Here is a 22,533-nt window from a genome sequence, read left to right as displayed (position 1 = left end):
TTTAGTAATGGTTGAGACAAAAATGCGGCGCGGTGCCTTTCATGACCTTCAGAGGAGATGCAGGCCGCCATCGCATTCCATGATGCTGCCGGTCGTGTAGCCGTTTCCGATCAGGTAGGCGATCGCCTGCGCGACATCGTCAGGCTGCCCGACGCGCCCCACCGGCAATTCGCTTGCATGCTGTTCGAAGAATGCCCGCCGGGCTTCGTCCGGCATGGCGTTCCACCACGCCGTCTCTACCACGCCGGGCGAGACTGCGTTGACTCGGGTCGGCGCCAATTCGCGGGCAAGCACCGGCACCATCGCCTCGATCGCCGCATTGATCGCGGCCAGGCCGCTCGTGCCCGGGTAGGCGATCCGAGCGGAAATCGCGGTGACGAACGTTATGCTGCCGCCCTTGCGCAGGGTCGGCAGGACAGTCTGCGCGGCGTGTACGTGAGGCCAGAATTTCGCATCGAAGCCACGACGCAATGAGGCCAGATCGAGATCCTTGAACGCGCCGGCGCCTTCGCCACCGCTCAATGCGATCACCAGATGGTCAATGGTCCCGATGCTCGTAAAGAAACGTTCCAGCTGATCACGCTGCGCGCCATCAAACGCTTCGACGCGCACCGATCCCTTGATCGATGCGGCCACTGTCTTCAGCTTGTCCGCATCACGTCCCGTGGCGATCACTTCGTAACCGGCGCCAGCCAGGCGCCTCACCGTAGCCAGTCCGATACCGGACGAGCCGCCTAGTACCACCACCTTGCCAGTGTCGCTGTTCATTGCGCTCTCCTCCCTTTACGCGGCCGCTGTTGCGGCGGGCGGAGATAGCATGCATGCTAGGCGGACTATTATTCCAATTGCTTATTGTGATGACATCCATCATCGAGAATGATCTTCGGCGATTCGATCTCAATCTGCTGCTCGTCTTCCATGCACTCATGAAAGAGCGCCATGTCACGCGTGCAGCCGAGCGGTTGTTCCTCGGTCAGCCCGCCGTGAGCGGCGCACTGAAACGACTTCGCGCTGCGTTTGGTGACGAGTTGTTCGTGCGGAGTCGTTCCGGAATGGAACCCACACCGCGTGCACTGGAGCTTTCCCGGCAGATCGACACGCTGCTGATTGGCCTTCATGAAAGCATGCGCGTCGGCCAGCCATTCGATGCCCGAAATTCCGATCGGACATTCCGGGTCGGTGTTTCCGAAGCGATAGCGGTGACGCTGTTTCCTGCCTTGTTCAACAAGCTCGCCGTCGAAGCGCCGGGCGTGAAGCTCATCTCCCTGGATACGGACTGCCATCGCGTCTCCAGCATGTTCGAGCGCAACGAGATCGAGGTCGCATTCGGCGTGTTCAACGAATGCGCGTCATGGCAACAGCAGTGCGCGCTATTGGACTGGCGCTTTGTATGCCTCTACAACCCGGCGCTGATACGGACGCGAGGCGAAACCGTGAGCATGCGCGAGTTTCTGGCGCATCCGCATGCGCTGACCTCGTTCAAAGGCGAGCTGCGAGGATTCATCGACGAACGGCTGGAGGCGCTGGGCAAGCAACGGCGCGTGATATTTTCCAATCCTCACTTTGCAACGCTGCCTTTCATTGCACGCGACAATCCCGTGTTCGTCACGGTGCCCGACTACATCGCTCGCATCTGAAGCCGCAGTCTCGGTCTGCGCATCAGCACGTTGCCGTTCGATACACCGACGCATCAGATCAGCGCGCTGTGGAAGACCGCACATCAGGGCGACCGCGGCCTACGTTGGCTCATCGGGTTGGCCGAGCAGGTGGCTCGAACTATCTGAGCGCTCGCACCGAGAAATATCGGCTGCACCGGGCGACAATCGTCCAGTTGACGACCTTCGACAACCGCACGTGGATCGCTGACAATGCGAACTACTCGCTCAGGAATCATCCCTCGGCAGCGGTGAGGGTTCTGAGGGCGGCGCCTGATTTTTTTGGATATATCGATTACTTCATGAAGCGCGTTCTCCTTCCCCTGATTCTTTCCCTGTTTGCCTCAGCGGCATACGCCGGACTCGACGTCACGGCATACAGTGGATTGAAACGTGTCGAATTTCCTACCCTGTCATCGGATGGGGAGCCACAAGGAAAAAATCAAGTCATTCTGTCGCCAGTGGATTTCCCTGAGCGTTTTCGCGGACTCGAGAGTGGCAAGGTGTACCAGTTCGACTCGTCATTCGACTTCAGAGCGGGCTCCTATTCCGGCTACAACGCATGGCGAAACGAATTGGCCAAGCTCGCCGGATACCAGCCAAGCGCATCCACGCGGAACAACGTGGTTGAATCGAGATACGACGAAACGGCATGGAAGCTTGACCATGGACCGTTTTGGGAATTGATCAATTTCTCCGACGCGGAAGGCGTGATCGGTCCGGAAGTGTGCCGCAAGGTCTATCGAGATTTCGTCCAGTACCGCGATCAGGCAGCACACGTACCTGATGCTTACTTTTACGAGTCTTATGGCGACTGGATGAAGGCCTTCGAGATGTGCGCAGACAATGGCGCGATTGTGTTTCACTAGCAAGAGTAGAACCCTCATCGCGCAATCGACATAACCGCGGCTTGCGCCGCATCGATTTCGAATGGGCGACGGCCAGGCTCAATCGACCGGATCTGGCCGTGGCCGCCGCCAGTTCGAGACACGCGACTGCCACGACCGGATTGCCGACAACCGTTGGCATACAGGTGCCGCCGCACATCAGGGCAAGCCATCGGCCACCACTACTGCGCGAGCATCAGGTTCAGGTTCTGAACCGCAGCGCCGGCTGCGCCCTTGCCGAGATTATCGAAAACCGCGGAAAGAAGAACGTGCCCGTGCTCCATATTGGGAAACACGCTCAAGCGCATATCGTCGGTACCGTTCAGACCCTGCGGATCCAGCCGCTTCAGAGCACCCGATTCGTGCAGCGGCAACACATGTACGTGAGCCGCCTCGGCATAGTGGCGCGCGAGGCACGCGTGTAACGTCGTGCCGTCCACGTCGGGTGCCAGCAGCCGCACATCCAGGGGCACCGTCAGCACGATGCCCTGGCGGAACGCACCATACGCAGGGACGAAGATCGGACGCCGCGCGAGCCCGGCGTGCTGCTGGATCTCCGGGGTGTGCTTGTGCGCGAGCTCCAGACCATACACCTGGTACGACGGCGCATTGACGGCACCCGGCCCCTCGTGTTCTTCCACACCGGCACGCCCGCGTCCGGAGTAACCGGACACCGCGTAGATGCTGACCGGGTGGTTCCCCGGGATGAGCCCGGCTTGCAGCAGGGGACGCAGCAGGCCAATTGCACCGGTCGGATAACAACCCGGATTGGTGACCCGCCGTGCGGTCGCAATGCGCTCAGCCTGTCCCGGCGTCATTTCCGGAAAGCCGTAGGTCCAGTCCGGCCGTGTGCGATGGGCGGAACTTGCGTCGATGACTCGGACGGCAGGGTTGACGATGGCGTCCACCGCCTCGCGCGCGGCGCCATCGGGCAGACAGAGGATGGCGATGTCGCAGGCGTTGATGGCTTCGGCGCGACGTCTGGAATCCTTGCGCTCCGCCGCAGGAAGCGTGACCAGTTTCAGATCGGTCCGGCCGCGAAGCCGTTCGTGAATTTGCAACCCGGTGGTGCCTTGGTCGCCGTCGATGAAAACAAGGGGAGAGCTCATGCGCGCAATACTCCGGTGACTGGTAACAAGCAGAACGAGCCTGTTATCTTCCGCGCGCCGCTAGAATAGCGAAAGTTGAATTTCATAACGCTGACATTCAGTTTTTCTGAATCGGGACGCCGACATGCGAGAGATCAGCCTGGACCGCTTGCGCACCCTGGTCGCGATTGCCGACCGTGGCTCATTCGCCGATGCGGCGCGTGCGTTGCATCTGGCGCCACCAACGGTCAGCCTCCACATCGCTGAACTCGAAGAGCGCATCGGGGCTCCGCTCCTGTCGCGCAAGCGTGGACAGGTTCGGCCGTCGGCAACCGGCGAGTTGTTGATCGAGCGCGCACGTCGACTGTTGGCCGACGCGGAACAGGCGTTGGACGATGTTCACCGCCAGGTTCAAGGGCTGGTCGGACGCGTTCGGCTCGGCGCATCGACCGGCGCGATTGCGCATCTTTTGCCGCAAGCGCTTGACGTGCTGCGTCAGCAGCATCCCGCGATCGATATTCAGATCGCGGTACTCACCTCGCATGAAACGCTGACCCGATTGGCGGACGGGACGCTGGATATCGGGCTGGTCGCACTGCCTCAGCCTCCGGTGGCCGGACTCGTGATAAAGCCTTGGCGCCGCGACCCCGTGATGGCCTTTGTACCGGCGCATTGGCGGTGTCCGGCTCGCATTACGCCTGAATGGCTCGCCGCTCAACCGCTCATTCTCAACGATGCGACCACGCATCTCTCGCGTCTGACCGCGGAGTGGTTCGCGGCCGGAGGGCACCATCCCGTGCCGCGCATTCAGCTCAATTACAACGATGCGATCAAGAGTCTGGTCGCGGCAGGTTATGGCGCGGCGCTGTTGCCTCATGAGGCCACGACGCCATTACCCGACAAGCGCATTGTCATGCGTCCACTGCGCCCGGCGTTGTGGCGCCGGCTCGGCATTGCGCATCGTGCGGGGCACGTCGAGCGTTCCACGCAGCATGTCCTCGATGCGTTGTGGGATCTGCGATTGGCGTAGGCGTTTGCTCTTTCTCGCGTCGGTTCATTCTCGCGACGGGGCGGTGGCTTATTGCTCGCCACGACGAACAAATGGCCGGTTTGTCGATATTTGACCGGCCGAATCCGGTCGTTCAAAGCCATCGGCCGAATTGGCCCCTGCCGAACCCGCGCGCCATGCCAGGCAAGGCGCGCAGCCAAGCAGGGTCACATCGCGTCGTCCACAAAACGGACCGCCCGAAGACACAGTTACAAGTTAATCATTGACGCCACCCCTGCTCGACCGTTAGTGTGTGCCCCGAAGTCCAAGAAGTCCGATTGCTGTTCATCAATTGCTCGCTCCCCAGCGGTATTCGTTGTCCTCTCCCTCCTTGACGCTTCAAGCGCTCTTCAACAGAGCAACTCTTCTTATTTTTTTCTCAAGGATTCTTCATGGATACCGGTATCGTTAAGTGGTTCAACGACAGCAAAGGCTTTGGCTTCATCACTCCGGACAACGGCGGCGACGACCTGTTCGCGCACTTCTCCGAAATTCGCGCAGACGGCTTCAAGACGCTCGCTGAAAATCAAAAAGTGAGCTTCGAAACGAAGCAAGGCCCGAAGGGTCTGCAAGCGGCCAACATCAAGCCGCTGTAAAGTTTGAAGGACCCGGCCTCCCACGACGGACGCCGGGTCGCAGCGACACCCTCACGGAGCTTTGTCTCCTAAAGTTGGCGCGATCGCTTTTAGCTGCATCTGTTTGTTCAGCAGCCTGCCAAGCGCCACACGCCTCGTTGCACTTCACTCTCCCCTCCGGCAGCAACGCCTTTTTTCGCTTTCCGACTGCTTCAGATTCAGCTCGCAATGGCTTTGAATCGGCGCACCCGTGCACATTCGGCACGGCACGCGCGCACTCGAACATCATTAAAATTAAAATGCAAATGCAAGACAAACGAACTCAACAGTACAACGGCTATGCCGTCCAACCCTCGGCGCATCGCTTGCCCGACGGTAGTTTTTCATCCAACCTGCTGCTCGAACGCACCGGCAGCTCGCGCGCCGAAGGCCGCTACCAGTTCTATTCGCTCGATTACTTCCCGAGTGAAGTGCAGGCGCTGCAGCACTCGGCACGCTGGGCACGCCACTGGGTCGACACGCGCGGTTAAAGGCGGCGCCCCGGTGCGACGCACCCAACGCATGTAACTCACCAGGGCGCGCGCAATAAAGCGCGCCCGAACATCACGCCCGATCGATTCGTTATCTTGCGATTTGATCGGCGCGCCCGGTTCGAACTTCCGGATCTGCTGCACAGCCTGTCAGGCCAGCGCTCAAGGAATGAGTGTGGCCGCAACGACAAGGACGTGCGTAGCACACGCCACCGGCAACGACGCTGCTACGCACCTACTGCGGAAAATAGACCTACAGAACGCGGTTCAACGCATCGGCAAACCTGGCGACCGCGCCGTCGACATCATGCAGTTTGTCCAGGCCGAACAATCCGAGGCGAAAGGTCTTGAAATCCTCGGGCTCGTCGCATTGCAGCGGAACGCCCGCCGCGATCTGCAAACCGACATCGGCGAATTTCTTCCCGGAGCGGATGCCGTCATCGTCCGTGTAGCTGACCACGACACCCGGCGCCTGAAAACCTTCGGCCGCCACGCTTTTGAAACCCTTGTCGGCCAGCAGCGAACGAATGCGCTTGCCGAGTTCAAGCTGCTCTGCCCTCACCTTTTCGAAGCCGTATGCCTCGGTTTCCTTCATCACGTCGCGCAGCGTCGTGAGACTGTCCGTAGGCATCGTCGCGTGGTACGCGAACCCGCCGTTCTCGTAGGCTTCCATGATCTGCAGCCACTTGCGGAGATCGCAAGCAAAGCTGGTGCTGGTCGTTGCATCGATTCTTTCGCGCGCCAGCGGGCTGAGCATGACCATTGCGCAGCAAGGTGACGCGCTCCAACCCTTTTGCGGCGCGCTGATCAGGATATCGACGCCACTGGCCTGCATGTCGACCCAGACCGTGCCGGACGCGATGCAATCCAGTACGAACATGCCGCCGACGGCGTGCACGGCGTCGGACACCGCGCGCAAATAGTCATCGGGCAGCAGCATCCCGGATGCGGTTTCGACATGCGGCGCAAAGACGAAATCCGGCTTGTTTTCCTTGATCGCAGCGACCACTTCGTCGATCGGGGCCGGCGCATAGGGGGCCTGTCTTCCCGGTTCGACCGGACGCGCTTTCAGCACGATCGATTCGGACGGAATGCTGCCCATGTCGAAAATCTGCGACCAGCGGAAACTGAACCAGCCGTTGCGAATGACCACACACTTCTTGTTCGTCGCGAACTGCCGGGCAACGGCTTCCATGCCGAACGTCCCGCTGCCCGGGACGATCACGGCCGACTTCGCGTTGTAGACTTTTTTCAGCGTAGCGGAAATGTCGCGCATGACGCCTTGAAAGCGCTGCGACATATGGTTGACCGACCGATCCGTGTAAACCACTGAATATTCGAGGAGCCCCTCGCGGTCGACATCGGGAAGTAAACCTGGCATGCCCGCCTCCGGTAAGTGATGAACAATCGAATCAGGGCGAGCAGCGTCTGTAACCGGATACCGCTCTGCACCAATGCAAATACGTTGTTTCCTCGACGAAAGCAGATTCTAACGAACACCGCCTGCCACTTGGGCATATTTTGTCTGCTGTCTGGCACACGCACGAAGGTGTGCGGCCGCCGCCCCAAGCAGGACATCCGCGAGGACGCCCACGTCGGCTCACGGGCAACGACCAATACGGTTCGGGATCACGGATCGGACTTGATGATGCGACTTAGGGCAAACACTCATCACCGAATCGGGTCGACTGCGGCCAACCGAGTCTGGCTGCAACCGGTTCAATCAACGATGAACAATTTGGCGCCTGCCTGCGTGGACGACCGGTGTGCTTCCGCATTGTCGGCGACCTGATAGCTCATACCCGGTCGAAGGATGAACTGTCGCCCGTCGTCGAGCTCCGTCAGCAACTCGCCTTCAAGGCAATAGAGGATGTGACCTTTGACGCACCAATGATCCGCCATGTAACCAGCCGAATATTCAACGTGCCTCACCCGAATATCGCCGAATTGCAGTGTCCGCCAGCGAGCGACGCCGCGCTCTCCGTTGTGTTCCGTCGGTTCCACTGTGTTCCAGTCGGTCGTTCCGAACGGGATGTCAGTCATTTTCATCGTTCATCTCCCTTTGCGATGCGCCTCTCAGAGGATCTCCACTTCGATGAACACGACTTCGTGATCAGTCGCGTTGACGACGTTGTGTTCGACGCCCTTCAACCCCGCATAGCTGCTCCCGGCGTGCAGCTGCGATTCGCGGTTGCCTTGCGTGGTCTCGAGGAGAAGCTGGCCGTCCGTTTGCGGCACGACGACATAGTCATGCTGATGGATATGCCAGCCGGTCTCGGCACCGGGTGCAAATCGCCATTCGGTGACGATCACGCGTTCGTTCGATACCTGGCGTGTCGGGACTGCTTTCGGACGGTCGTGCATCGTGTCTCTCCCAAAGTAAAGTCTGCGACGAGGTCCATCGGTCGGCCGTCAGACCCTGTCGACGGCCGAACCATTGCGTATTGAAAGCGCCCCGTCAGACGCGACACCCATTCTAAAGATGCCGCGCATCTTCAGACACAAACAGGTCGCTCGCGAAGACGCCACACCCTGTTTGCATCAGAAACAACGCAGCAGGCGTGTTGCATCGCCGAATGACGGAAGACGCAGGACGGATACAAAGGGGATCTTGCATCAAGACTTTTCGCGCGAGCAACCGCAGCCAATGGCATTCGAGTTGTGCGCGTTGTTCACTTCGAATCGCTCGGCTAAGGCGCGCTCGTTCGGATGGCTGACGCGATATCGCGACTCACCGCGGCAATCGCACGATCGTACGCACAGATGAGTGCCTCGTAACCGTTCCCCTGCACGGGCTCGCGCGTAACGGAACGGCCCATCACCGCCGCCGCCTTCCCCGGCGGCCGCACGGCCCACTGGGCTTCGACCGTGACCGATTCGCCTGATATCGCGTCGAAGCGCATGATGTCCACACGAACACGCCAGGCAGGCGCCGCAGCCGCTCCCGCGTCGAACACGTTGACGCGCGGCGAGCCCAGCAACTGGCCAACATCGGCGGCAATGACACGGGCGATATTGGACTTCAGCGGTTCCGCCCAGCGCGCAAACTCGTCCAGCGACACCTGGTTGCCGGCAACGCGCGTGACGATCTGGGGGCGATCGACGAGCTCAGGCACGGTTACCGGATTGACCACGACAGAAACCGGCATGGCGGCACCGTCGCCGGTGAGCGTCGCATCGGGGCTCAGCGTGTAGAAGCGGGCCGTCGGCGAACTGCCGCAGCCGCCGAGCAGTCCGGCCATCAGCACCACGGGGATGAGCGAATGGATGCGTGTCATGGCCGGCCCTCCGTCTTGCCCCGCACCAGTGCTTCCGGATGCCGCTCGAGGTAGTCCGCCAGCGTCCTGAACGCCGCGGCCGTGCGGGCAATCTCCCGCATCGCGTCGGCGCTGTTCTGCTGCAGCTCCGAGCCCGGCTGCAGCGCACTGTTCGCGGAATCAAGCGCGGTGTGCGCCGACGCCAGCGTATCGCGTGCCTGCGGCACCACGGTGTCGAGCTGCTTGAGCAGCAGGTTGGCACTCGCCAAGGTCTGTTGCGCGTTGTTGCCGATCTTGTCGAGCGGCATGCCGTTGAGCTTCGCCATCAGGCGTGTCACCGAATCCTGCAGCGATTGCAGCGATCCCGGAATGGCCGGCAGTTCAGGCGGGTTGGCGGCCCAGTCGATCGAAGCCTTCGCTGCATCCGGAAAGAAATCGAGTGCGACATAGAGTTGCCCGGTCAGCAGGTTGCCGGTCCGCAACTGCGCGCGCAGCCCGCGCTCCACCAGCATGTTCGCCAATTGCTCGGGGTGCTGGGAAAGGCGCCCGCCTTTGGCACCTGTCCGGTAGCGCGACGTGAAACGCTCCGGATATAGATTGAATTCGACAGGAATGCTGAATTTGCGGGTTTCGCGATCGAAGCGCGTATAGATTCCCGTCACTTCGCCGACCGTCACGCCGCGGAAATCGACCGGCGCGCCGACCGTCAGGCCGCGCACCGAATCGGTGAAGTTCACCAGATATTTCGCGACGATGGCGTCGTGGCGCTTCATCGCCTCCGCGCGGTCGTGGTACAGCGTGAACGTCATGTCGGTCGGCGCCGCCGCCTGCTCGAGCGGCTCGCCGGGCGTCTCGAATGCAATGCCGCCGATCATGATCGACACCAGCGACTGCGTCTCGACCCGCAAGCCGTCGGGACTGAGCGCGACGTCGATGCCGCTCGCGTGCCAGAATCGCGAATCCGTGTTCACGAACCGGTCGTACGGCGCATTGACGAATGCGTGTACCGTCACGCCCTTGCCGTCCGCGTCGAGCGAATACGAAACGATCTGCCCGACCTGGAGCCGCCGGAAATAGACCGGCGTGCCGACGTCGATCGACCCCATGTCCATGCCTTTCAGCACGAACGTCCGGCCCGGCTCGTCGCTCGTGAACACCGGCGGAGCCTCCAGGCCGGTGAAGTCGCGGCGCGCGCCCTTCGCATCGCCGACATCGGCGCCGATGAACGAGCCGGACAACAGCGTGTTGAGGCCCGACACCGTGCCGCCGGCAATACGCGGGCGGACGACCCAGAAGCGCGTGTTGTCGACCAGCAGCGTCGTCGCGTCCTTGGAGATATCGGCGGTCGCCACCACGCGCTTGTGATCGGTGGACAGCACCACCGACCTGACGACGCCGATATCGACGTTCTTGAACTTGATCTTCGTCTTCCCGGCTTCGAGACCTTCTCCGGTCCTGAAGGTGATCGTGATCGTCGGGCCTTGTTCGATGACGGCCTTCACGGCCAGCCATCCGCCGATCAGCACCGCGACAATCGGCACGAGCCACACGAGTTGCATGCGCCAGCGCGAGCGCGTCGTCGCGACGGCGTCCGGTATGTCCGGCATGTCAGGCTTCTGCTCGGGGCCACCCATGATGCTGCTCTCCAGTGTCCCAGATCAGGCGGGGGTCGAATGTCGTCGCCGCGAACATCGTCAGCACGACCACCGCCCCGAACGCGATCGCCGCAGGACCGGCCTTGATCGTCGCCAGCGCCTGGAACTGCACGAGCGCGACGAGCATCGTGATCACGTAGATGTCGAGCATCGACCAGCGCCCGACGAATTCGACCATCCGATAGATGCGCGTACGCGGTTCCCGCAGCCATCGCGAATGCCGCTGGACCGTGAACGCGAGATACGCGAGCGCGAGAATCTTGAGCAGCGGCACCGCGATGCTCGCGACGAACACCACGACCGCGAGCGGCCACGATCCGGAGACCCACAGATAGACGACGCCGCTCAGGATGGTGTCCTTCTGCGCGCCGAACAGCGAACTCGTGTACATCACCGGCAGCACGTTCGCGGGGATGTAAAGGACCATCGCGGCAATCAGGAGCGCCCACGTGCGCGACACGCTCGCGGGTTTGCGCAGGTGCAGCGCCGCGCCGCAGCGCGGACAGGTCAGATCGTGCGCGTCGGCCGGCGCGCGCGCGAGTTGCCCGCAGTCGTGGCACAGCGCGAGGCCGCAATCAGCGGCCGTGACGGCACCGCGCGGCACCGGCATGCCGCTGCCGCGCCCGTCGCCGTGGCCTCGCGCCGCGTCGATACGCGACCACAATTCGTGCGCATCGAACGCCGCGCCGGCCGCTGCAAGCACGAGCATCAGCCCGCCGAACGAATAGAGCGCGACGCCCGTCACGACACTCGCGATGTGGGCCAGCTTGACCAGCGCCACCAGCAAGCCGAGGATCAGCACTTCCGTCATCCCCCACGGTGCCGCGAGGTGGCAGAGCCGAAACACGAGCGCCGCACACGCGGGCACGCGGTTCATCCGCAACGGCACCAGCAGCCAGAGCATGCCGGCGATCTGCACGAACGGCATCAGCATCGTGGTCGCGAACACGAGGCCGGCGAGCGGCCAGATCCCGTCCGCATACAGCACGCGCACGGATCCGGCCAGCGTCGTCTCGACCACCGTCCCGCCGACCGACAGGCCAACGATCGGGTACAGGTTGGAAATGACGAACAGCACACCCGCGGCCGTGGCAAACGCCAGCGCGCGCGTCAGGCTGTCCTCGCGATTCCGGTAAAGCTCGGCGTGGCAGCGCCGGCACCGCAGCGCGCCGCCAGGTGCCACCGGCACGTTCCGCTGCAACAGGTCGCATTCGTGGCACACGATCAGGCCGGCGCGGTTCATCTCGGCCCCTCGTCGGAAACGGGTCGATTGGCGTCGGCGCGCGGCGGGGCGGCCATCCGCTCAGCCGTGACGACCCAGCCCCCGCCCATCGCCATGTAGAGATTGACGAGCGACGTGAGCGTCGCGCTGCGCGTCTGCGTATACGACAACTCCGCGTTGAACAGCGTGCGCTCCGCGTCGAGCACCTCGATATAGCTCGTATAACCGCCCTCGTAGCGCAACCGCGCGAGCCGCTCGTAGGTGCGCAACGCGTCGATCTGGCGCGCCTGCGTGGCGAGCTGCTCGCGCGACTTCTGCGAACCGATCAGCGCGTCCTCGACCTGCTGGAACGCGACCTCGATCGCCTTCTCGTACGCATAGAGCGCCTCCTGCTGACGCGCCTCCGCCTGGCGGACCTGGCCCGTAATGTTGCCGCCGGTGAAGATCGGCAGCATCGCCGATCCAGCAAACGACCAGACGCGCGCGGGCCCGGTAAAGAGATTCGAGAACTGCGCGCTGACCGAACCGAACAGCCCGGTCAGCGAAATCGACGGGAAGTACAGCGCGCGGGCCGCGCCGATCAGTGCGTTCTGCGCGATCAGGTTCTGTTCCGCCTGCAGCAGGTCGGGCCGGCGTTCGAGCAGATCCGCCGGCAACCCCGCGGGAACCGCGGGTGCCTCCAGCTCGGCGAGCGCGCGGCCGCGTACGATCGGGCCGGGATTGCGGCCGAGCAGCACGGACAGCGCGTCCTCCTGTTGAGCAATCTGCGTTTCGAGTTGCGGGATGGTCGCCAGTGTCGTCTCGTATTCGGACTGGCTCTGCGCAAGCTCCATTTGCGACACTTCGCCCCCGTTGAAGCGCGCCGTAAACACCTTGACGGAGTCCGCGCGACTCGCTGTCGTCGCTTTCGCGATCTCCAGCTGGCGGTCCAGGCTGCGCAGCGTGATGTAGGACGACGCGACCGACGCCACCAGCGTCAGGATCGTCGCGCGGCGCGCTTCCTCGCTCGCGCGCAGGTTGGCACGCGCGGCTTCGGTTTCACGTCTGACCTTGCCGAACAGGTCGAGGTCCCACGTGGCGGACAGGGTCGCCTGAAACTGGTTCGAGACCGACGGCACCGTCGGCGGCAGCGGAATCGCGCCGCTTCGCGACGAGCGCTGGCGCGTGGCGTCGAACCCGGCGGCGACTTGCGGAAACAACGCCGAGCGCGTGCTGACGAACTGACCGAGGAATTCGTCGACGCGCGCCGACGCCACCTTGACGTCGCGGTTTTCCGCCAGCGCGGTCGCGATCAACGCATTCAGTGTCGGGTCCTGGAACTGCTCCCACCACGCGCTGTTGGCGACATCCACCGCCTCGCCGGACGCGAACCGGAACGACGCCGGCACGTCGACCTTGGGCCGCACGTAGTCCGGGCCGAGCAGGCATCCGCTCAAGCCCATCAGCAAGACCGGCGCGCAGAGGCGCCAGAACGCGGCGCGTCGCATGTCAGCCGTCCTTGCGGGGTGCGGATGGAGCGGTGTGCGGCGACCCGGGGCCGGCCCCCGGGGAAGGCGGCAGGGCCTGGCCGCGCGAGCGCGACGACAGCGCCTCGAGCAGGTAATAGAACATCGGGATGAAGAACACGGCGATCGCCGTGGCCCCGAGCATCCCGCCGATGACGCCCGTACCGATCGAGTGACGACTGTTCGCCGACGCGCCGAGTGCGATCGCCAGCGGCACGACGCCGAGGATGAACGCCAGCGAGGTCATGATGATCGGCCGCAAGCGCTCTTCCGACGCGGTGAGCGCCGCGTCGAAGGGCGATGCGCCCGCCTCGCGGTTGATCACCGCGAACTCGAAGATCAGGATCGCGTTCTTGGCGGCCAGCGCCACCAGCATCGTCAGCCCGATCTGGAAGTAGACGTCGTTATTGAGCCCGCGCAGCAGGATCGCGACCAGCGCGCCGAACATCGCGAACGGCACCGCCATCAGCACACCGAACGGCAGCGACCACTTCTCGTACTGCGCCGCGAGGATCAGGAACACCATTACGAGGCCGAAGCCGAACACCAGGCCGGACGTTCCGCCCACCTTGCGCGCCTCGTAGGCCTCGCCGCTCCACGCGACGTCGTAACCGGGCGGCAACTGTGCCGCCAGCTCTTCGAGCACGGCGATGACCTGGCCGGAGCTGTAGCCGGGCGCCGCATTGACCGTGATCTTGACCGCGGGAAAATTGTTGAACCGCGTGATCAGGTCGGGACCCGTCACGTATCGGTAGGACACCACGGACTTGAGCGGCACCATGTTGCCGTTCGTGCTGCGCACGTAGATCTGGTCCAGGTCCTGCGGCTTGAGGCGGTAGGACGGTTCCGCCTGCAGGATGACCTGCCAGAGCCGGCTCGCCCGGTTGAATTGCGACACGTAAAGCGAGCCGAACATCGTCTGCATTGCGCTGTACACGTCCTGGATCGGCACGCCGAGCGTCTCGGACTTGTCGCGATCCACATCGACCAGCAACTGTTGCGACGATGCGTTGAAGGTCGATGTCACGCCCGACAGCTCCGGCCGCGCTTTCGCCTTGTTCACGAAGTCCTGCACGACACCCGCCAACTGGGCAATCGACGCATCGCCCTTGCTCTGCACCCATACCTCGGTGCCGCCGGTTGTACCGAGCCCCGGAATCGACGGCGGATTGACCGGAATGACGATGCCCTCCCTGATCCCGGACAGGTTCACATACGCATCGACCAGCACGGCGCGGGCGTTCTGCGTTTTGATGTTCGCGAACTTGTAGCGCTCGTCGAAGCCTTTCAGGCCGATGAAGAACGTGCCGGCATTGTTCTTGTTCTGGCTGTCGAGCAGGCTGAAGCCATCGACCGTCGTCACGCTGCTCACCGCCGGCTGCTTCATGAAGTAGTCGGCGACCCGCTGCGACACGTCGCCCGTGCGGTCGAGGCTCGCCGCATCCGGCATGACGATCGCGCCGAGCAGGTAGCCTTGATCTTCCGGCGGCAGAAACGCGCCCGGGATCGCCCTGAACATCAACACCGTCAACACGATCATGCCGCCGAACAGCACAAGCGCGAGCACGAAGCGCTTGATGACGAACCTGACCGCGCGCGCGTAACCGGCCGTCAGCCGCGCGAACACGTTTTCGAACCAGCGGAAGAAGCCCTTCTTCTCGTGGTGCGTGCTCGTGAGCAGCAGCGCGGCCAGCGCCGGCGACAACGTCAGTGCGACGACGCCCGAGATCACCACCGAAATCGCGATCGTGATCGCGAACTGCTTGTAAAGCTGCCCCGTGATGCCACCGAGAAACGCGACCGGCACGAACACCGCGCAGAGCACCAGCACGATCGCCACCACCGGCCCGGCCACCTCGTCCATCGCTCGCTTCGCGGCCGACTTCGGGTCGAGCTTGTGCACCGTCATGTTGCGCTCGACGTTCTCGATCACGACGATCGCGTCGTCGACCACGATGCCGATCGCGAGCACCATCCCGAACAGCGTCAGCATGTTGATCGAGAAGCCGAGCAGCGCCATGCCCATCGCCGTGCCGAGAATCGACACCGGCACGGCCAGCACGGGGATGATGGTCGCGCGCAGGCTTTGCAGGAACACGAACACGACGATCACGACCAGGATCAGCGCTTCGAAGAAGGTGTGCACGACGTCGGTGATCGACGCGCGCGTGAATTCCGTCGTGTCCATCGCGATCTGGTAGTCGAGCCCTTCGGGAAACGACTTCTTCATGTCCGCGAGCGTCGCACGCACCTGCTTCGACACATCGAGCGCGTTGGCGCCCGGTTGCTGATAGACCGCGATGATTGTGGCCGGCTTGCCCTGGAAACGGCTGCGGATCGAATAGTCCTTCTGCCCCAGCTCGGCCCGCCCCACATCCTTGAGGCGGACGATCGCCGTACCCTGGCTCGCCGCACGGATGATGATGTTGTCGAAGTCGGCCGGCTCGGCGAGGCGGCCCGGGGTCGTCACCGCGAAAGACTGCTCGACCGCGCCGCCGGTCGGCGCCTGACCGAGCCGCCCGACCGCGAACTGCTGGTTCTGGTTGGCGACCGCGCGCTGGACGTCGGCCGCGGTGATGCCCAGTTGCGCCATGCGGTCCGGCTTCAGCCAGATGCGCATCGCATAGTCGGGGGTGCCGAAGATGGCCGACTGATTGGCCCCGCCGATGCGCTTGATCGCATCGAGCACGTAGATGTTCGCGTAGTTCGCGATATAGGTCGCGTCGTAGCGTTCCTGCGGCGAATAGATCGCGATGACCATCATGAACGCCGACGATTTCTTCTGGATCTGCACACCCTGTGCCTGAACCGATTGCGGCAGTTGCGGCAGCGCCAGGTTCACGCGGTTCTGCACGTCCACCTGCGCGAGTTCGGGGTTGGTGCCGATCTCGAAGTATGCGTTGATCGTCAGGTTGCCGGTCGACGAGCTGGACGAATTCATGTAGATCATGTTGTCCGCGCCGTTGACCTGCTGCTCGATCGGCGCGGCCACGTTGTTGGCGACGACGTCCGCGCTCGCACCCGGATAGGCGGCCGCGATCGTGATCTGCGGCGGCGTGACGTCCGGGTACTGGGCCACCGGCAGCGCGAGCATCGTCAATGCGCCGCCCAGCGTGATGACGATCGAGATGACGGACGCGAAGATCGGCCGGTCGATGCAGAAGTGGGAGATGTTCATGAAGCCGCCCCGTCACTGGGCCGCGGCGACGCCGGATCCGCTCTCGGCCGACGGCGGCGCCCCGGGAACGATCTTCAGCGGCGTATCCGGCGCCACGCGGATCGCCCCGTCGACCACCACGCGCTCGCCGGCCTTCAGCCCGTCGGTGACGAACCAGTCGTCGCCATGCCACTCCCCCACTTCGACGACGCGCTGATGCGCCTTCGATTCATTGTCGACGACCCACACGTAGTGACTCTTCGCGCCCTGCAGGACAGCGCGCTGCGGTACCAGCACCGCGCCGGGCCGCGTCGCGCCGGACACGCGCGCACGCACGAACTGCCCGGGGCGCAACGTGCCGTTCGGGTTGTCGAACACGGCGCGCACCAGAAACGTTCCGGTGTCGGTGCTGAATGCCGGATTCGCGAAATTGATCCGCCCGCGCTGCGGAAACTCGGTACCGTCGGCCAGCACGAGTGTCACGACGAATTCGTCGTTCGGCGGAAAGCGCAGCTTTCCTTTCGTAATTTCATCGCGGCGCTTGAGCATCTCGTTCTCGGAAATGCTGAAGTTCACCCACATCGGGTCGAGCTGGTAAATGTACGTGAGCAGTCCCGCTGCAGTGGCCGTGACGTAGCTGCCGTCCTGCTGCCGGGCGAAACTCGACAGGCCGGTGATCGGCGACTTGATCGTCGTGTAGCCGAGGTTGAGTTGCGCCGTCTGCACCTGCCCCTGCGCGGCGATCACGGCGGCCTCGGCCTGCTGCACGTTGCCGACCGCGTCGTCGAGGTCCTTCTTGCTCAGCGCGTTCTGTGCGGCGAGCGGTCTGACCCGCGCGAGATTTTCCTTCGCGACGTTGAGCCTCGCCTGCTGCTGCGCGAGCTGCCCCTTCGCAGTCTGCAGCGCGGCGTCGAACGGCTTGTGGTCCATCTGGAAGAGCGTCTGGCCAGCCTTCACCATCTGACCTTCGACATAGGTGCGCTTGTCCAGGAATCCGTCCACCCGTGCACGAATCTCGACCTCGTGCGAACTCTGTGTCTGCGCGGTGAATTCGAAGTCCACCGGCGTGTCGCGTGGCGTGATCGTCACGACCGTCACTTCAGGCGCACCGAGCGTCGGGATCGCTGCAGGCTTCTTGCATCCCGTGCAGACGGTGAGGGCCGCGATCAGCGGCATCGAGAGAATGAGGGTTACGGGCTTCATGGGATGATTCCCGACGCTACTTCGCCGTGCAGTCTCCGAACACCACCACGGCGTCTTCACGATTGACAAGGGTCGCGGTGATGGTCCCGTCGCGCGTGTCGAGCACGAGTGTCCACGCGAAGCCGAGTTCGGTGCCCTGCATCGCGATCTGGTTCTGGCCTTGCTCCATGAATTGAATCGGTGCGCTGCGCGCGGGTCCGGCAATCGTCTTCGTGTTGAAATCGATGGACAGGAACCTGGGCGCACCGAGGTCCGCCGGTAGCGCACGCGTACAAGGAAGGCCCGGATCGCATGCATGAGCCTCGACCGTTGCACATAACAACGGCTTGCTTCCGTCGAAATCACCTGCGCATGCGCCCGCACCATCCAGCAGGAAGGTTGCCACCAGCGCCGTACGTACGAGGTTGTTCATGGCTGCGTCCACCGCTCGGCTCCGATGACTATTGGCTCGTGTAACCGCGCCCGTTCATGCATGCGGTCACGGCGCGCATGAACGTCGACAACTGGCTCGCGGTGCTGCTCTCCACGGCCTGCTCCTGCCGGGCAGCGGCCTGTTCCCGGCGCAGCCGGCGCATGCCGCCGCCGGCCGTGCCGGTGATCGCGCCGATTGCCGCGCCCTTGCCGGCATCGCCCGCGATCGCGCCAATCGCGGCCCCCATGGCTGCGCCGCCCGCAGCGCCTCGCACCATGCCGCCCTGTGGCGGCGGCGGAGCGGACGGAGAGGCGGCGCGCTGCGCGAGGGCAACCGGATCGACGCCCGTGGTCTGCTTCGCCCATACCTGGCATTCCGCCGTGTCGGTCTGCTGCTTTTGCGCACTCTGCCCCTTCGCGGGATAGAAGATCGGCTGTTGCGCAACAGCGATGCCGGCAAGCGTCAATGCGACGAGACCCGTCGCGAAGGATGCGAATCGCCGCTTGCAGGCCGCGCCATGCTTGCCTGGCCGTGCAGGGTTCGATCGCTGCAACGCGCATTCCATGTGTGGCCTCGCTTCCACCCGGTCTTCCGACCGCCATCCACGCCACCGTTCGCCTGCGTGCGGCAGGCAAGCGGCGCCTGCTTCATCGATTGAGGCGGGTGATCTTCGATCCTCTCAAGCCGATCCCGGCCATCAATCCCTTCTGGTCGAAGATGAACGCGTAGATATCCGACTGCAGCGTGGCCGTCGTCAGATTCCTGGCGGCGCCGGAATCACCGATCACGACGGTCGGCGCCATGCCGACTTCGAAACCGGGGCTCGTCTTGAGGTTGTCGAGTGCCTTGTCCGACATGAACATCATCACGTAGCCGTAGGTCTGGACACCCGCCTGAAGACCGTAAGTCACCGATGTCGTCGCGTAGTATCCGGTGACCTTGCCACCCTCGATCAATTCGCCCGTACCGTGCGACGCGCCGGCAATGAACCCGGCTCGCACCACGCTCGGAAACACGAGAATGCCCTTGGCCTTGGCCGCTACGTCCTTCGCCTGCGGCGTGGCGACATACAGATTCGCCAGCGCTGCCTGCGCATCCTGGTCGAGGACGGCGTCCCCGGATTCGGTACCGGATTGACTGGTCGAGCAGGCCGCCGTCACGGCGAGCAGCGAGATCGCGGCCAGCTTGCGTATGCATTCGATCATGATGCGTACTCCCGTTGAATTCCCGCAATCGTGCAAGCCCGCGCCATCGCCGATGACATCGGCCGCACGTTGTCGGATTCCAGTGTGGTTGCCGCATTCATCAAGAACAATGGGACTTTGGTCCCATAGGGCACCAGCGGCACCGGCGCGGATATGCCGTCACGACGGCGACGCGATACCCAGTGCCGTGCACACGGTCTTGATCAGCAGCGCATCGTTGAACGGCTTGCGGACATAGGCGATCGCCCCGGCCGCGAGCGCCTGTTCGCGCACGGCGACGTCGTCGTAGGCGGTGATCACGATGACGGGCACGCCGGTGCCGTCGAGTCGCCGCTGCACCTCGAGTCCGTTGAGCCCGGGCATCTGTATGTCGAGAATCACGCAAGCCGGGCGGTATGACGGCATCGACGCGAGCGTGTCGAGAAAATCGTCGCCGCTCTGAAAAGCGTCCGCACCGATGCCGACGGATCGCAACAGACGCTTGATCGCCCGGCCCACCGATTCATCGTCGTCGACAACCGCAACGAATTGCTTGACGTTACCCATTGTGAGAATTCCGGATTCGGCCGTTGACCGCGTCACAGCGATCCCGCAAATTGAGGCTATCAGGCGCAAAGCGAAACCGGTATAAGACTTTGGTCCCGCGTCGTGACGGTGGATGCGCCGAGCGGGGGGGGGGTCAGCGCGCAGGGCGCATGGATGTCGAAGCGCCGAAGCCGAGCTTGTCGGCGAGGCGCACGAGGTCCGCCAGCGACGCCGCCTCCATTTTCTCCATCACGCGTGCGCGGTGAATCTTGATGGTTTTTTCGGCGATGCCGAGATCATCGGCGACCTGTTTGTTCAGGCGGCCCGTCACGACGAGCGTCATGACTTCCCGCTCTCGCGGCGTCAGGCGATCGAAGCGCGCCTGGAGGCTCGCGAGTTCCCGGCGACGTTCGCCCATCTGCATCGAACGCTCGAGCGCGCGCCTGATTGCGTCGAGCAGAACCGTGTCGCTGACCGGCTTCGGCAGGAAGTCGGCCGCGCCAGCCTTCATTGCGTCCACCGTCGTGCCGATATCGCCGTGCCCGGTAATGAAGATGATCGGCAGCGCCGCATTCAATGTGCGCTGGATTTCGAGCCCGTTCACGTCCGGCAGCTGGAGATCCAGCAGCAGACACGCCGGGCAATTCGTCAGGTCGGCTGCGTCGAGAAACGCGCGTCCCGACTCGAACGACTCGGCGCGGTAGCCCGACGACCGGACGAGCCGTGATAGCGCGTGCCGTACCGAAGCGTCGTCGTCCACGATGAAGACAATCGAAGCGGGATCGCTCATGGCTGCCGGTGCGCGTGGTTCGATTCCGCCGTACCCGATGCCGGCAACGCCACATGGAACGACGCGCCGCGGTCCGCATTGTTTTCCGCCCAGAGACGGCCGCCGTGCGCGGCGATGATCGTCCGGCTGATCGACAGGCCCAATCCCAACCCGTGCGGCTTCGACGTGAAGAACGGCTTGAAGATCTTGTCGAGCTGGTTGACCGTCAGCCCATGCCCACGATCGCACACGCAGATGCGCACGGCCCCATCGGGCTCGGCCCATACCCGCGTGGTGACGACACGATCCACGGCGGGCCCGTCGTGTACCGCGTCGAATCCATTGAGCAGAAGGTTGAGCACGACCTGCTGAAGCTGCACCCGGTCGCCGCGCACGACCGGGAGTTCGCTTTCGATGTCGAGCGTCGTCCGGATCCCGCGCATGATCGCGTCGCTATGCACGAGCAGCACGACGTCCCGAACGACACCGCCGACGTCGAGCGGCTGCAGATCCACGTCGCCCTTACGGACGAGCGCGCGCATTTTTCGGATGATTTCGCCCGCGCGGCAATTGTCATCCACGATGTCCTTCAGGGTTTCGCGCACCTCATGCAGGTCGACCGGGTCCGCCCCAAGGAAGTGCTGTGCGGCCTGCGCGTTGCTGAGGATCGCGGTCAGCGGCTGGTTCAGTTCATGCGCGAGCGATCCCGCCAGTTCGCCGAGCGCGGAGATACGTGTGAGATGCGCGAGCTCCTGCCGGCTTCGCTGCAATTCGACCCGCTCGCTGCGATCGACGATCACCGCGAGCCGGGTCGGCGCGCCGTCGACGCAGCATTCGCTCGTCGTCACTTCCGCCGGGAATTCCGCTCCGTCGCTGCGTCTCGCCACCACCGATTGCATCGACTGCACCAGCGGCGGCATGGGTGGCGCAACCTGCGCCCGCGCATCCCACTCGACGCCTGCGGAACAACCGATAAACAGCATCCGACCGGACACGCCGGTCAACGCATCGCCGTGGTACCCGAACAGCGCCATCGCCCTTTCATTGGCAAAAGCGATTTCATTGCGCTCGTTGAAACCGATGATCGCGACCGGCACGTGTTCGAACGCATCACGCATCGGCGTGGCCGTTTCACGATGATCCGGACCGGGTTTCAACCGCTTGCCGAACCAGGGGATGCGTGCTGCCGCGTCCGACGCGCGGCGCAGCGCCGGCGGAATGTGCAAGCCCGCATGCGCGATGATTCCTTCGCCGCGGGGCTCCCGCCACGCTGCGGCGCATTGCGGCGCAGCAATGCCTGACGGCACACTGTGCTCATGCGCGTGACGAGATGAATGCCGGCCTGCGGGGCCACCGATCGAGCCGACCGGCGATTGCAGTTGCGTGTGCAAGTTATATAAGCGCCACACGAACGACTCCATGGCCGCCGCCAGCACGACCCCGATATCCAGCGTAGGGACAGACATGACTGCCTCTCTCCGTGGCGACGCGCGGCCCCTACGCACCGTCAAACCTGCTGCGGCGCGCAGTCGCTCCGGCAGTCCGCCCTTGGAACGGACCGCGATAGCCCCGATGCTCCACCGTGTTCCGGCGCTTCATGCGTGGTGTTGCGTTTGCTATCTGCCGTCTGGGAATCGGCGGCGCAAGCCGTGATTACTCACGTACTCGCAACCAATTCTAGGTATACCGATCGATTAGATTCCAGTTCCGATGGAAATCTTCGCCGTCGCAACGCGGATATTTTCGATAGGCTTGATCGAAGTCATTGATATGCCGGAACACCGTTCATCGCATCAATCGTGCCGGCGCCAGCGCGATCACGGACAGCACCGACTATCCG

General features: G+C 63.4%; 22 protein-coding genes. 5 read left to right on the top strand and 17 right to left on the bottom strand.

Annotated features, from left to right (window positions below; translation table 11 throughout):
- Nucleotides 1-48: 48 nt before the first annotated feature.
- Nucleotides 49-768 carry an SDR family oxidoreductase gene (locus tag H3H55_RS33185; RefSeq protein WP_193102472.1) on the bottom strand — a complete coding sequence of 240 codons (720 nt, stop codon included), beginning with the start codon at nt 766-768 and terminating at the stop codon, nt 49-51.
- Between the two features lie 89 nt (nt 769-857).
- On the opposite strand from H3H55_RS33185, the gene H3H55_RS33180 reads away from it, so the two are divergent.
- Together H3H55_RS33180 and H3H55_RS33175 are read left to right on the top strand one after the other, a co-directional pair.
- On the top strand, nt 858-1,637 hold the full coding sequence (locus H3H55_RS33180; RefSeq protein WP_193102471.1) for a LysR family transcriptional regulator: 780 nt from the start codon (nt 858-860) through the stop codon (nt 1,635-1,637).
- Nucleotides 1,638-1,831: 194 nt separating this feature from the next.
- The gene (locus tag H3H55_RS33175) at nt 1,832-2,524 is read left to right on the top strand and encodes a hypothetical protein (protein WP_193102470.1); all 693 of its coding nucleotides are present in this window, start codon (nt 1,832-1,834) and stop codon (nt 2,522-2,524) included.
- A gap of 200 nt (nt 2,525-2,724) precedes the next feature.
- Here the strand turns inward: H3H55_RS33175 and argC are convergent, their stop codons facing one another.
- Nucleotides 2,725-3,651 carry an N-acetyl-gamma-glutamyl-phosphate reductase gene (argC, locus tag H3H55_RS33170; RefSeq protein WP_193102469.1) on the bottom strand — a complete coding sequence of 309 codons (927 nt, stop codon included), beginning with the start codon at nt 3,649-3,651 and terminating at the stop codon, nt 2,725-2,727.
- Nucleotides 3,652-3,775: 124 nt separating this feature from the next.
- Between argC and H3H55_RS33165 the strand changes: the two genes are divergently transcribed.
- The 3 genes from H3H55_RS33165 (at nt 3,776) to H3H55_RS33155 (ending at nt 5,783) form a co-directional block, all read left to right on the top strand.
- Entirely contained in the window at nt 3,776-4,660 is an 885-nt protein-coding gene (locus tag H3H55_RS33165; protein WP_193102468.1) for a LysR family transcriptional regulator, read from the top strand.
- 410 nt (nt 4,661-5,070) lie between these two features.
- Entirely contained in the window at nt 5,071-5,274 is a 204-nt protein-coding gene (locus H3H55_RS33160; protein WP_006485974.1) for a cold-shock protein, read from the top strand.
- A gap of 284 nt (nt 5,275-5,558) precedes the next feature.
- Nucleotides 5,559-5,783 carry a hypothetical protein gene (locus H3H55_RS33155; protein WP_193102467.1) on the top strand — a complete coding sequence of 75 codons (225 nt, stop codon included), beginning with the start codon at nt 5,559-5,561 and terminating at the stop codon, nt 5,781-5,783.
- 253 nt (nt 5,784-6,036) lie between these two features.
- Here H3H55_RS33155 and H3H55_RS33150 read toward each other — a convergent pair whose 3' ends face one another.
- From H3H55_RS33150 to H3H55_RS33080, 15 genes are all read right to left on the bottom strand, one after another.
- Entirely contained in the window at nt 6,037-7,164 is a 1,128-nt protein-coding gene (locus H3H55_RS33150) for an aminotransferase class V-fold PLP-dependent enzyme (RefSeq protein WP_193102466.1), read from the bottom strand.
- A gap of 338 nt (nt 7,165-7,502) precedes the next feature.
- Nucleotides 7,503-7,832: a DHCW motif cupin fold protein gene (locus H3H55_RS33145; RefSeq protein WP_193102465.1), complete on the bottom strand. Its 330-nt coding sequence runs from the start codon at nt 7,830-7,832 to the stop codon at nt 7,503-7,505.
- Between the two features lie 27 nt (nt 7,833-7,859).
- Nucleotides 7,860-8,147: a cupin domain-containing protein gene (locus H3H55_RS33140; protein WP_193102464.1), complete on the bottom strand. Its 288-nt coding sequence runs from the start codon at nt 8,145-8,147 to the stop codon at nt 7,860-7,862.
- 326 nt (nt 8,148-8,473) lie between these two features.
- Complete coding sequence (locus H3H55_RS33135) at nt 8,474-9,061, bottom strand: membrane integrity-associated transporter subunit PqiC (RefSeq protein ID WP_193102463.1); 588 nt, start codon at nt 9,059-9,061, stop codon at nt 8,474-8,476.
- Nucleotides 9,058-10,647: an intermembrane transport protein PqiB gene (locus H3H55_RS33130; protein ID WP_226800666.1), complete on the bottom strand. Its 1,590-nt coding sequence runs from the start codon at nt 10,645-10,647 to the stop codon at nt 9,058-9,060. The genes H3H55_RS33135 and H3H55_RS33130 overlap by 4 nt, the downstream gene beginning before the upstream one ends.
- Before the next feature lies 1 nt (nt 10,648).
- Nucleotides 10,649-11,938 carry a paraquat-inducible protein A gene (locus H3H55_RS33125; RefSeq protein WP_193102461.1) on the bottom strand — a complete coding sequence of 430 codons (1,290 nt, stop codon included), beginning with the start codon at nt 11,936-11,938 and terminating at the stop codon, nt 10,649-10,651.
- Nucleotides 11,935-13,404, bottom strand: a complete 1,470-nt coding sequence (locus tag H3H55_RS33120) for an efflux transporter outer membrane subunit (protein WP_193102460.1) — start codon at nt 13,402-13,404, stop codon at nt 11,935-11,937. The genes H3H55_RS33125 and H3H55_RS33120 overlap by 4 nt, the downstream gene beginning before the upstream one ends.
- Nucleotide 13,405: 1 nt before the next feature.
- Entirely contained in the window at nt 13,406-16,600 is a 3,195-nt protein-coding gene (locus H3H55_RS33115; RefSeq protein ID WP_193102459.1) for an efflux RND transporter permease subunit, read from the bottom strand.
- Nucleotides 16,601-16,612: 12 nt separating this feature from the next.
- The gene (locus tag H3H55_RS33110; RefSeq protein ID WP_193102458.1) at nt 16,613-17,782 is read right to left on the bottom strand and encodes an efflux RND transporter periplasmic adaptor subunit; all 1,170 of its coding nucleotides are present in this window, start codon (nt 17,780-17,782) and stop codon (nt 16,613-16,615) included.
- A gap of 16 nt (nt 17,783-17,798) precedes the next feature.
- Entirely contained in the window at nt 17,799-18,194 is a 396-nt protein-coding gene (locus H3H55_RS33105; protein WP_226800665.1) for a hypothetical protein, read from the bottom strand.
- A 28-nt stretch (nt 18,195-18,222) separates the two neighbouring features.
- Complete coding sequence (locus H3H55_RS33100) at nt 18,223-18,660, bottom strand: YMGG-like glycine zipper-containing protein (RefSeq protein ID WP_226800664.1); 438 nt, start codon at nt 18,658-18,660, stop codon at nt 18,223-18,225.
- Between the two features lie 181 nt (nt 18,661-18,841).
- Nucleotides 18,842-19,399: a YSC84-related protein gene (locus H3H55_RS33095; protein WP_193102456.1), complete on the bottom strand. Its 558-nt coding sequence runs from the start codon at nt 19,397-19,399 to the stop codon at nt 18,842-18,844.
- A 159-nt stretch (nt 19,400-19,558) separates the two neighbouring features.
- The gene (locus H3H55_RS33090; protein ID WP_193103088.1) at nt 19,559-19,945 is read right to left on the bottom strand and encodes a response regulator transcription factor; all 387 of its coding nucleotides are present in this window, start codon (nt 19,943-19,945) and stop codon (nt 19,559-19,561) included.
- Nucleotides 19,946-20,078: 133 nt separating this feature from the next.
- Nucleotides 20,079-20,714 carry a response regulator transcription factor gene (locus H3H55_RS33085; protein WP_193102455.1) on the bottom strand — a complete coding sequence of 212 codons (636 nt, stop codon included), beginning with the start codon at nt 20,712-20,714 and terminating at the stop codon, nt 20,079-20,081.
- The gene (locus tag H3H55_RS33080; protein WP_226800663.1) at nt 20,711-22,159 is read right to left on the bottom strand and encodes an ATP-binding protein; all 1,449 of its coding nucleotides are present in this window, start codon (nt 22,157-22,159) and stop codon (nt 20,711-20,713) included. The genes H3H55_RS33085 and H3H55_RS33080 overlap by 4 nt, the downstream gene beginning before the upstream one ends.
- Nucleotides 22,160-22,533 lie beyond the last annotated feature (374 nt).

Source organism: Burkholderia sp. Z1 (assembly GCF_014893795.1).
Taxonomy (GTDB): domain Bacteria; phylum Pseudomonadota; class Gammaproteobacteria; order Burkholderiales; family Burkholderiaceae; genus Burkholderia; species Burkholderia theae.
This window is presented reverse-complemented; position numbering and strand designations above follow the sequence as displayed.

Excerpts from the sequence above, each read along its gene's own strand:
- H3H55_RS33080 (WP_226800663.1), bottom strand. The coding sequence starts at position 22,159 with ATGTCTGTCCCTACGCTGGATATCGGGGTCGTGCTGGCGGCGGCCATG.
- H3H55_RS33105 (WP_226800665.1), bottom strand. The coding sequence starts at position 18,194 with ATGAACAACCTCGTACGTACGGCGCTGGTGGCAACCTTCCTGCTGGAT.
- H3H55_RS33165 (WP_193102468.1), top strand. The coding sequence starts at position 3,776 with ATGCGAGAGATCAGCCTGGACCGCTTGCGCACCCTGGTCGCGATTGCC.
- H3H55_RS33140 (WP_193102464.1), bottom strand. The coding sequence starts at position 8,147 with ATGCACGACCGTCCGAAAGCAGTCCCGACACGCCAGGTATCGAACGAA.
- H3H55_RS33135 (WP_193102463.1), bottom strand. The coding sequence starts at position 9,061 with ATGACACGCATCCATTCGCTCATCCCCGTGGTGCTGATGGCCGGACTG.
- H3H55_RS33180 (WP_193102471.1), top strand. The coding sequence starts at position 858 with ATGACATCCATCATCGAGAATGATCTTCGGCGATTCGATCTCAATCTG.
- H3H55_RS33085 (WP_193102455.1), bottom strand. The coding sequence starts at position 20,714 with ATGAGCGATCCCGCTTCGATTGTCTTCATCGTGGACGACGACGCTTCG.
- H3H55_RS33145 (WP_193102465.1), bottom strand. The coding sequence starts at position 7,832 with ATGAAAATGACTGACATCCCGTTCGGAACGACCGACTGGAACACAGTG.
- H3H55_RS33130 (WP_226800666.1), bottom strand. The coding sequence starts at position 10,647 with ATGCCGGACATACCGGACGCCGTCGCGACGACGCGCTCGCGCTGGCGC.
- argC (WP_193102469.1), bottom strand. The coding sequence starts at position 3,651 with ATGAGCTCTCCCCTTGTTTTCATCGACGGCGACCAAGGCACCACCGGG.
- H3H55_RS33095 (WP_193102456.1), bottom strand. The coding sequence starts at position 19,399 with ATGATCGAATGCATACGCAAGCTGGCCGCGATCTCGCTGCTCGCCGTG.
- H3H55_RS33150 (WP_193102466.1), bottom strand. The coding sequence starts at position 7,164 with ATGCCAGGTTTACTTCCCGATGTCGACCGCGAGGGGCTCCTCGAATAT.
- H3H55_RS33155 (WP_193102467.1), top strand. The coding sequence starts at position 5,559 with ATGCAAGACAAACGAACTCAACAGTACAACGGCTATGCCGTCCAACCC.
- H3H55_RS33115 (WP_193102459.1), bottom strand. The coding sequence starts at position 16,600 with ATGAACATCTCCCACTTCTGCATCGACCGGCCGATCTTCGCGTCCGTC.
- H3H55_RS33090 (WP_193103088.1), bottom strand. The coding sequence starts at position 19,945 with ATGGGTAACGTCAAGCAATTCGTTGCGGTTGTCGACGACGATGAATCG.
- H3H55_RS33185 (WP_193102472.1), bottom strand. The coding sequence starts at position 768 with ATGAACAGCGACACTGGCAAGGTGGTGGTACTAGGCGGCTCGTCCGGT.
- H3H55_RS33125 (WP_193102461.1), bottom strand. The coding sequence starts at position 11,938 with ATGAACCGCGCCGGCCTGATCGTGTGCCACGAATGCGACCTGTTGCAG.
- H3H55_RS33120 (WP_193102460.1), bottom strand. The coding sequence starts at position 13,404 with ATGCGACGCGCCGCGTTCTGGCGCCTCTGCGCGCCGGTCTTGCTGATG.
- H3H55_RS33110 (WP_193102458.1), bottom strand. The coding sequence starts at position 17,782 with ATGAAGCCCGTAACCCTCATTCTCTCGATGCCGCTGATCGCGGCCCTC.
- H3H55_RS33160 (WP_006485974.1), top strand. The coding sequence starts at position 5,071 with ATGGATACCGGTATCGTTAAGTGGTTCAACGACAGCAAAGGCTTTGGC.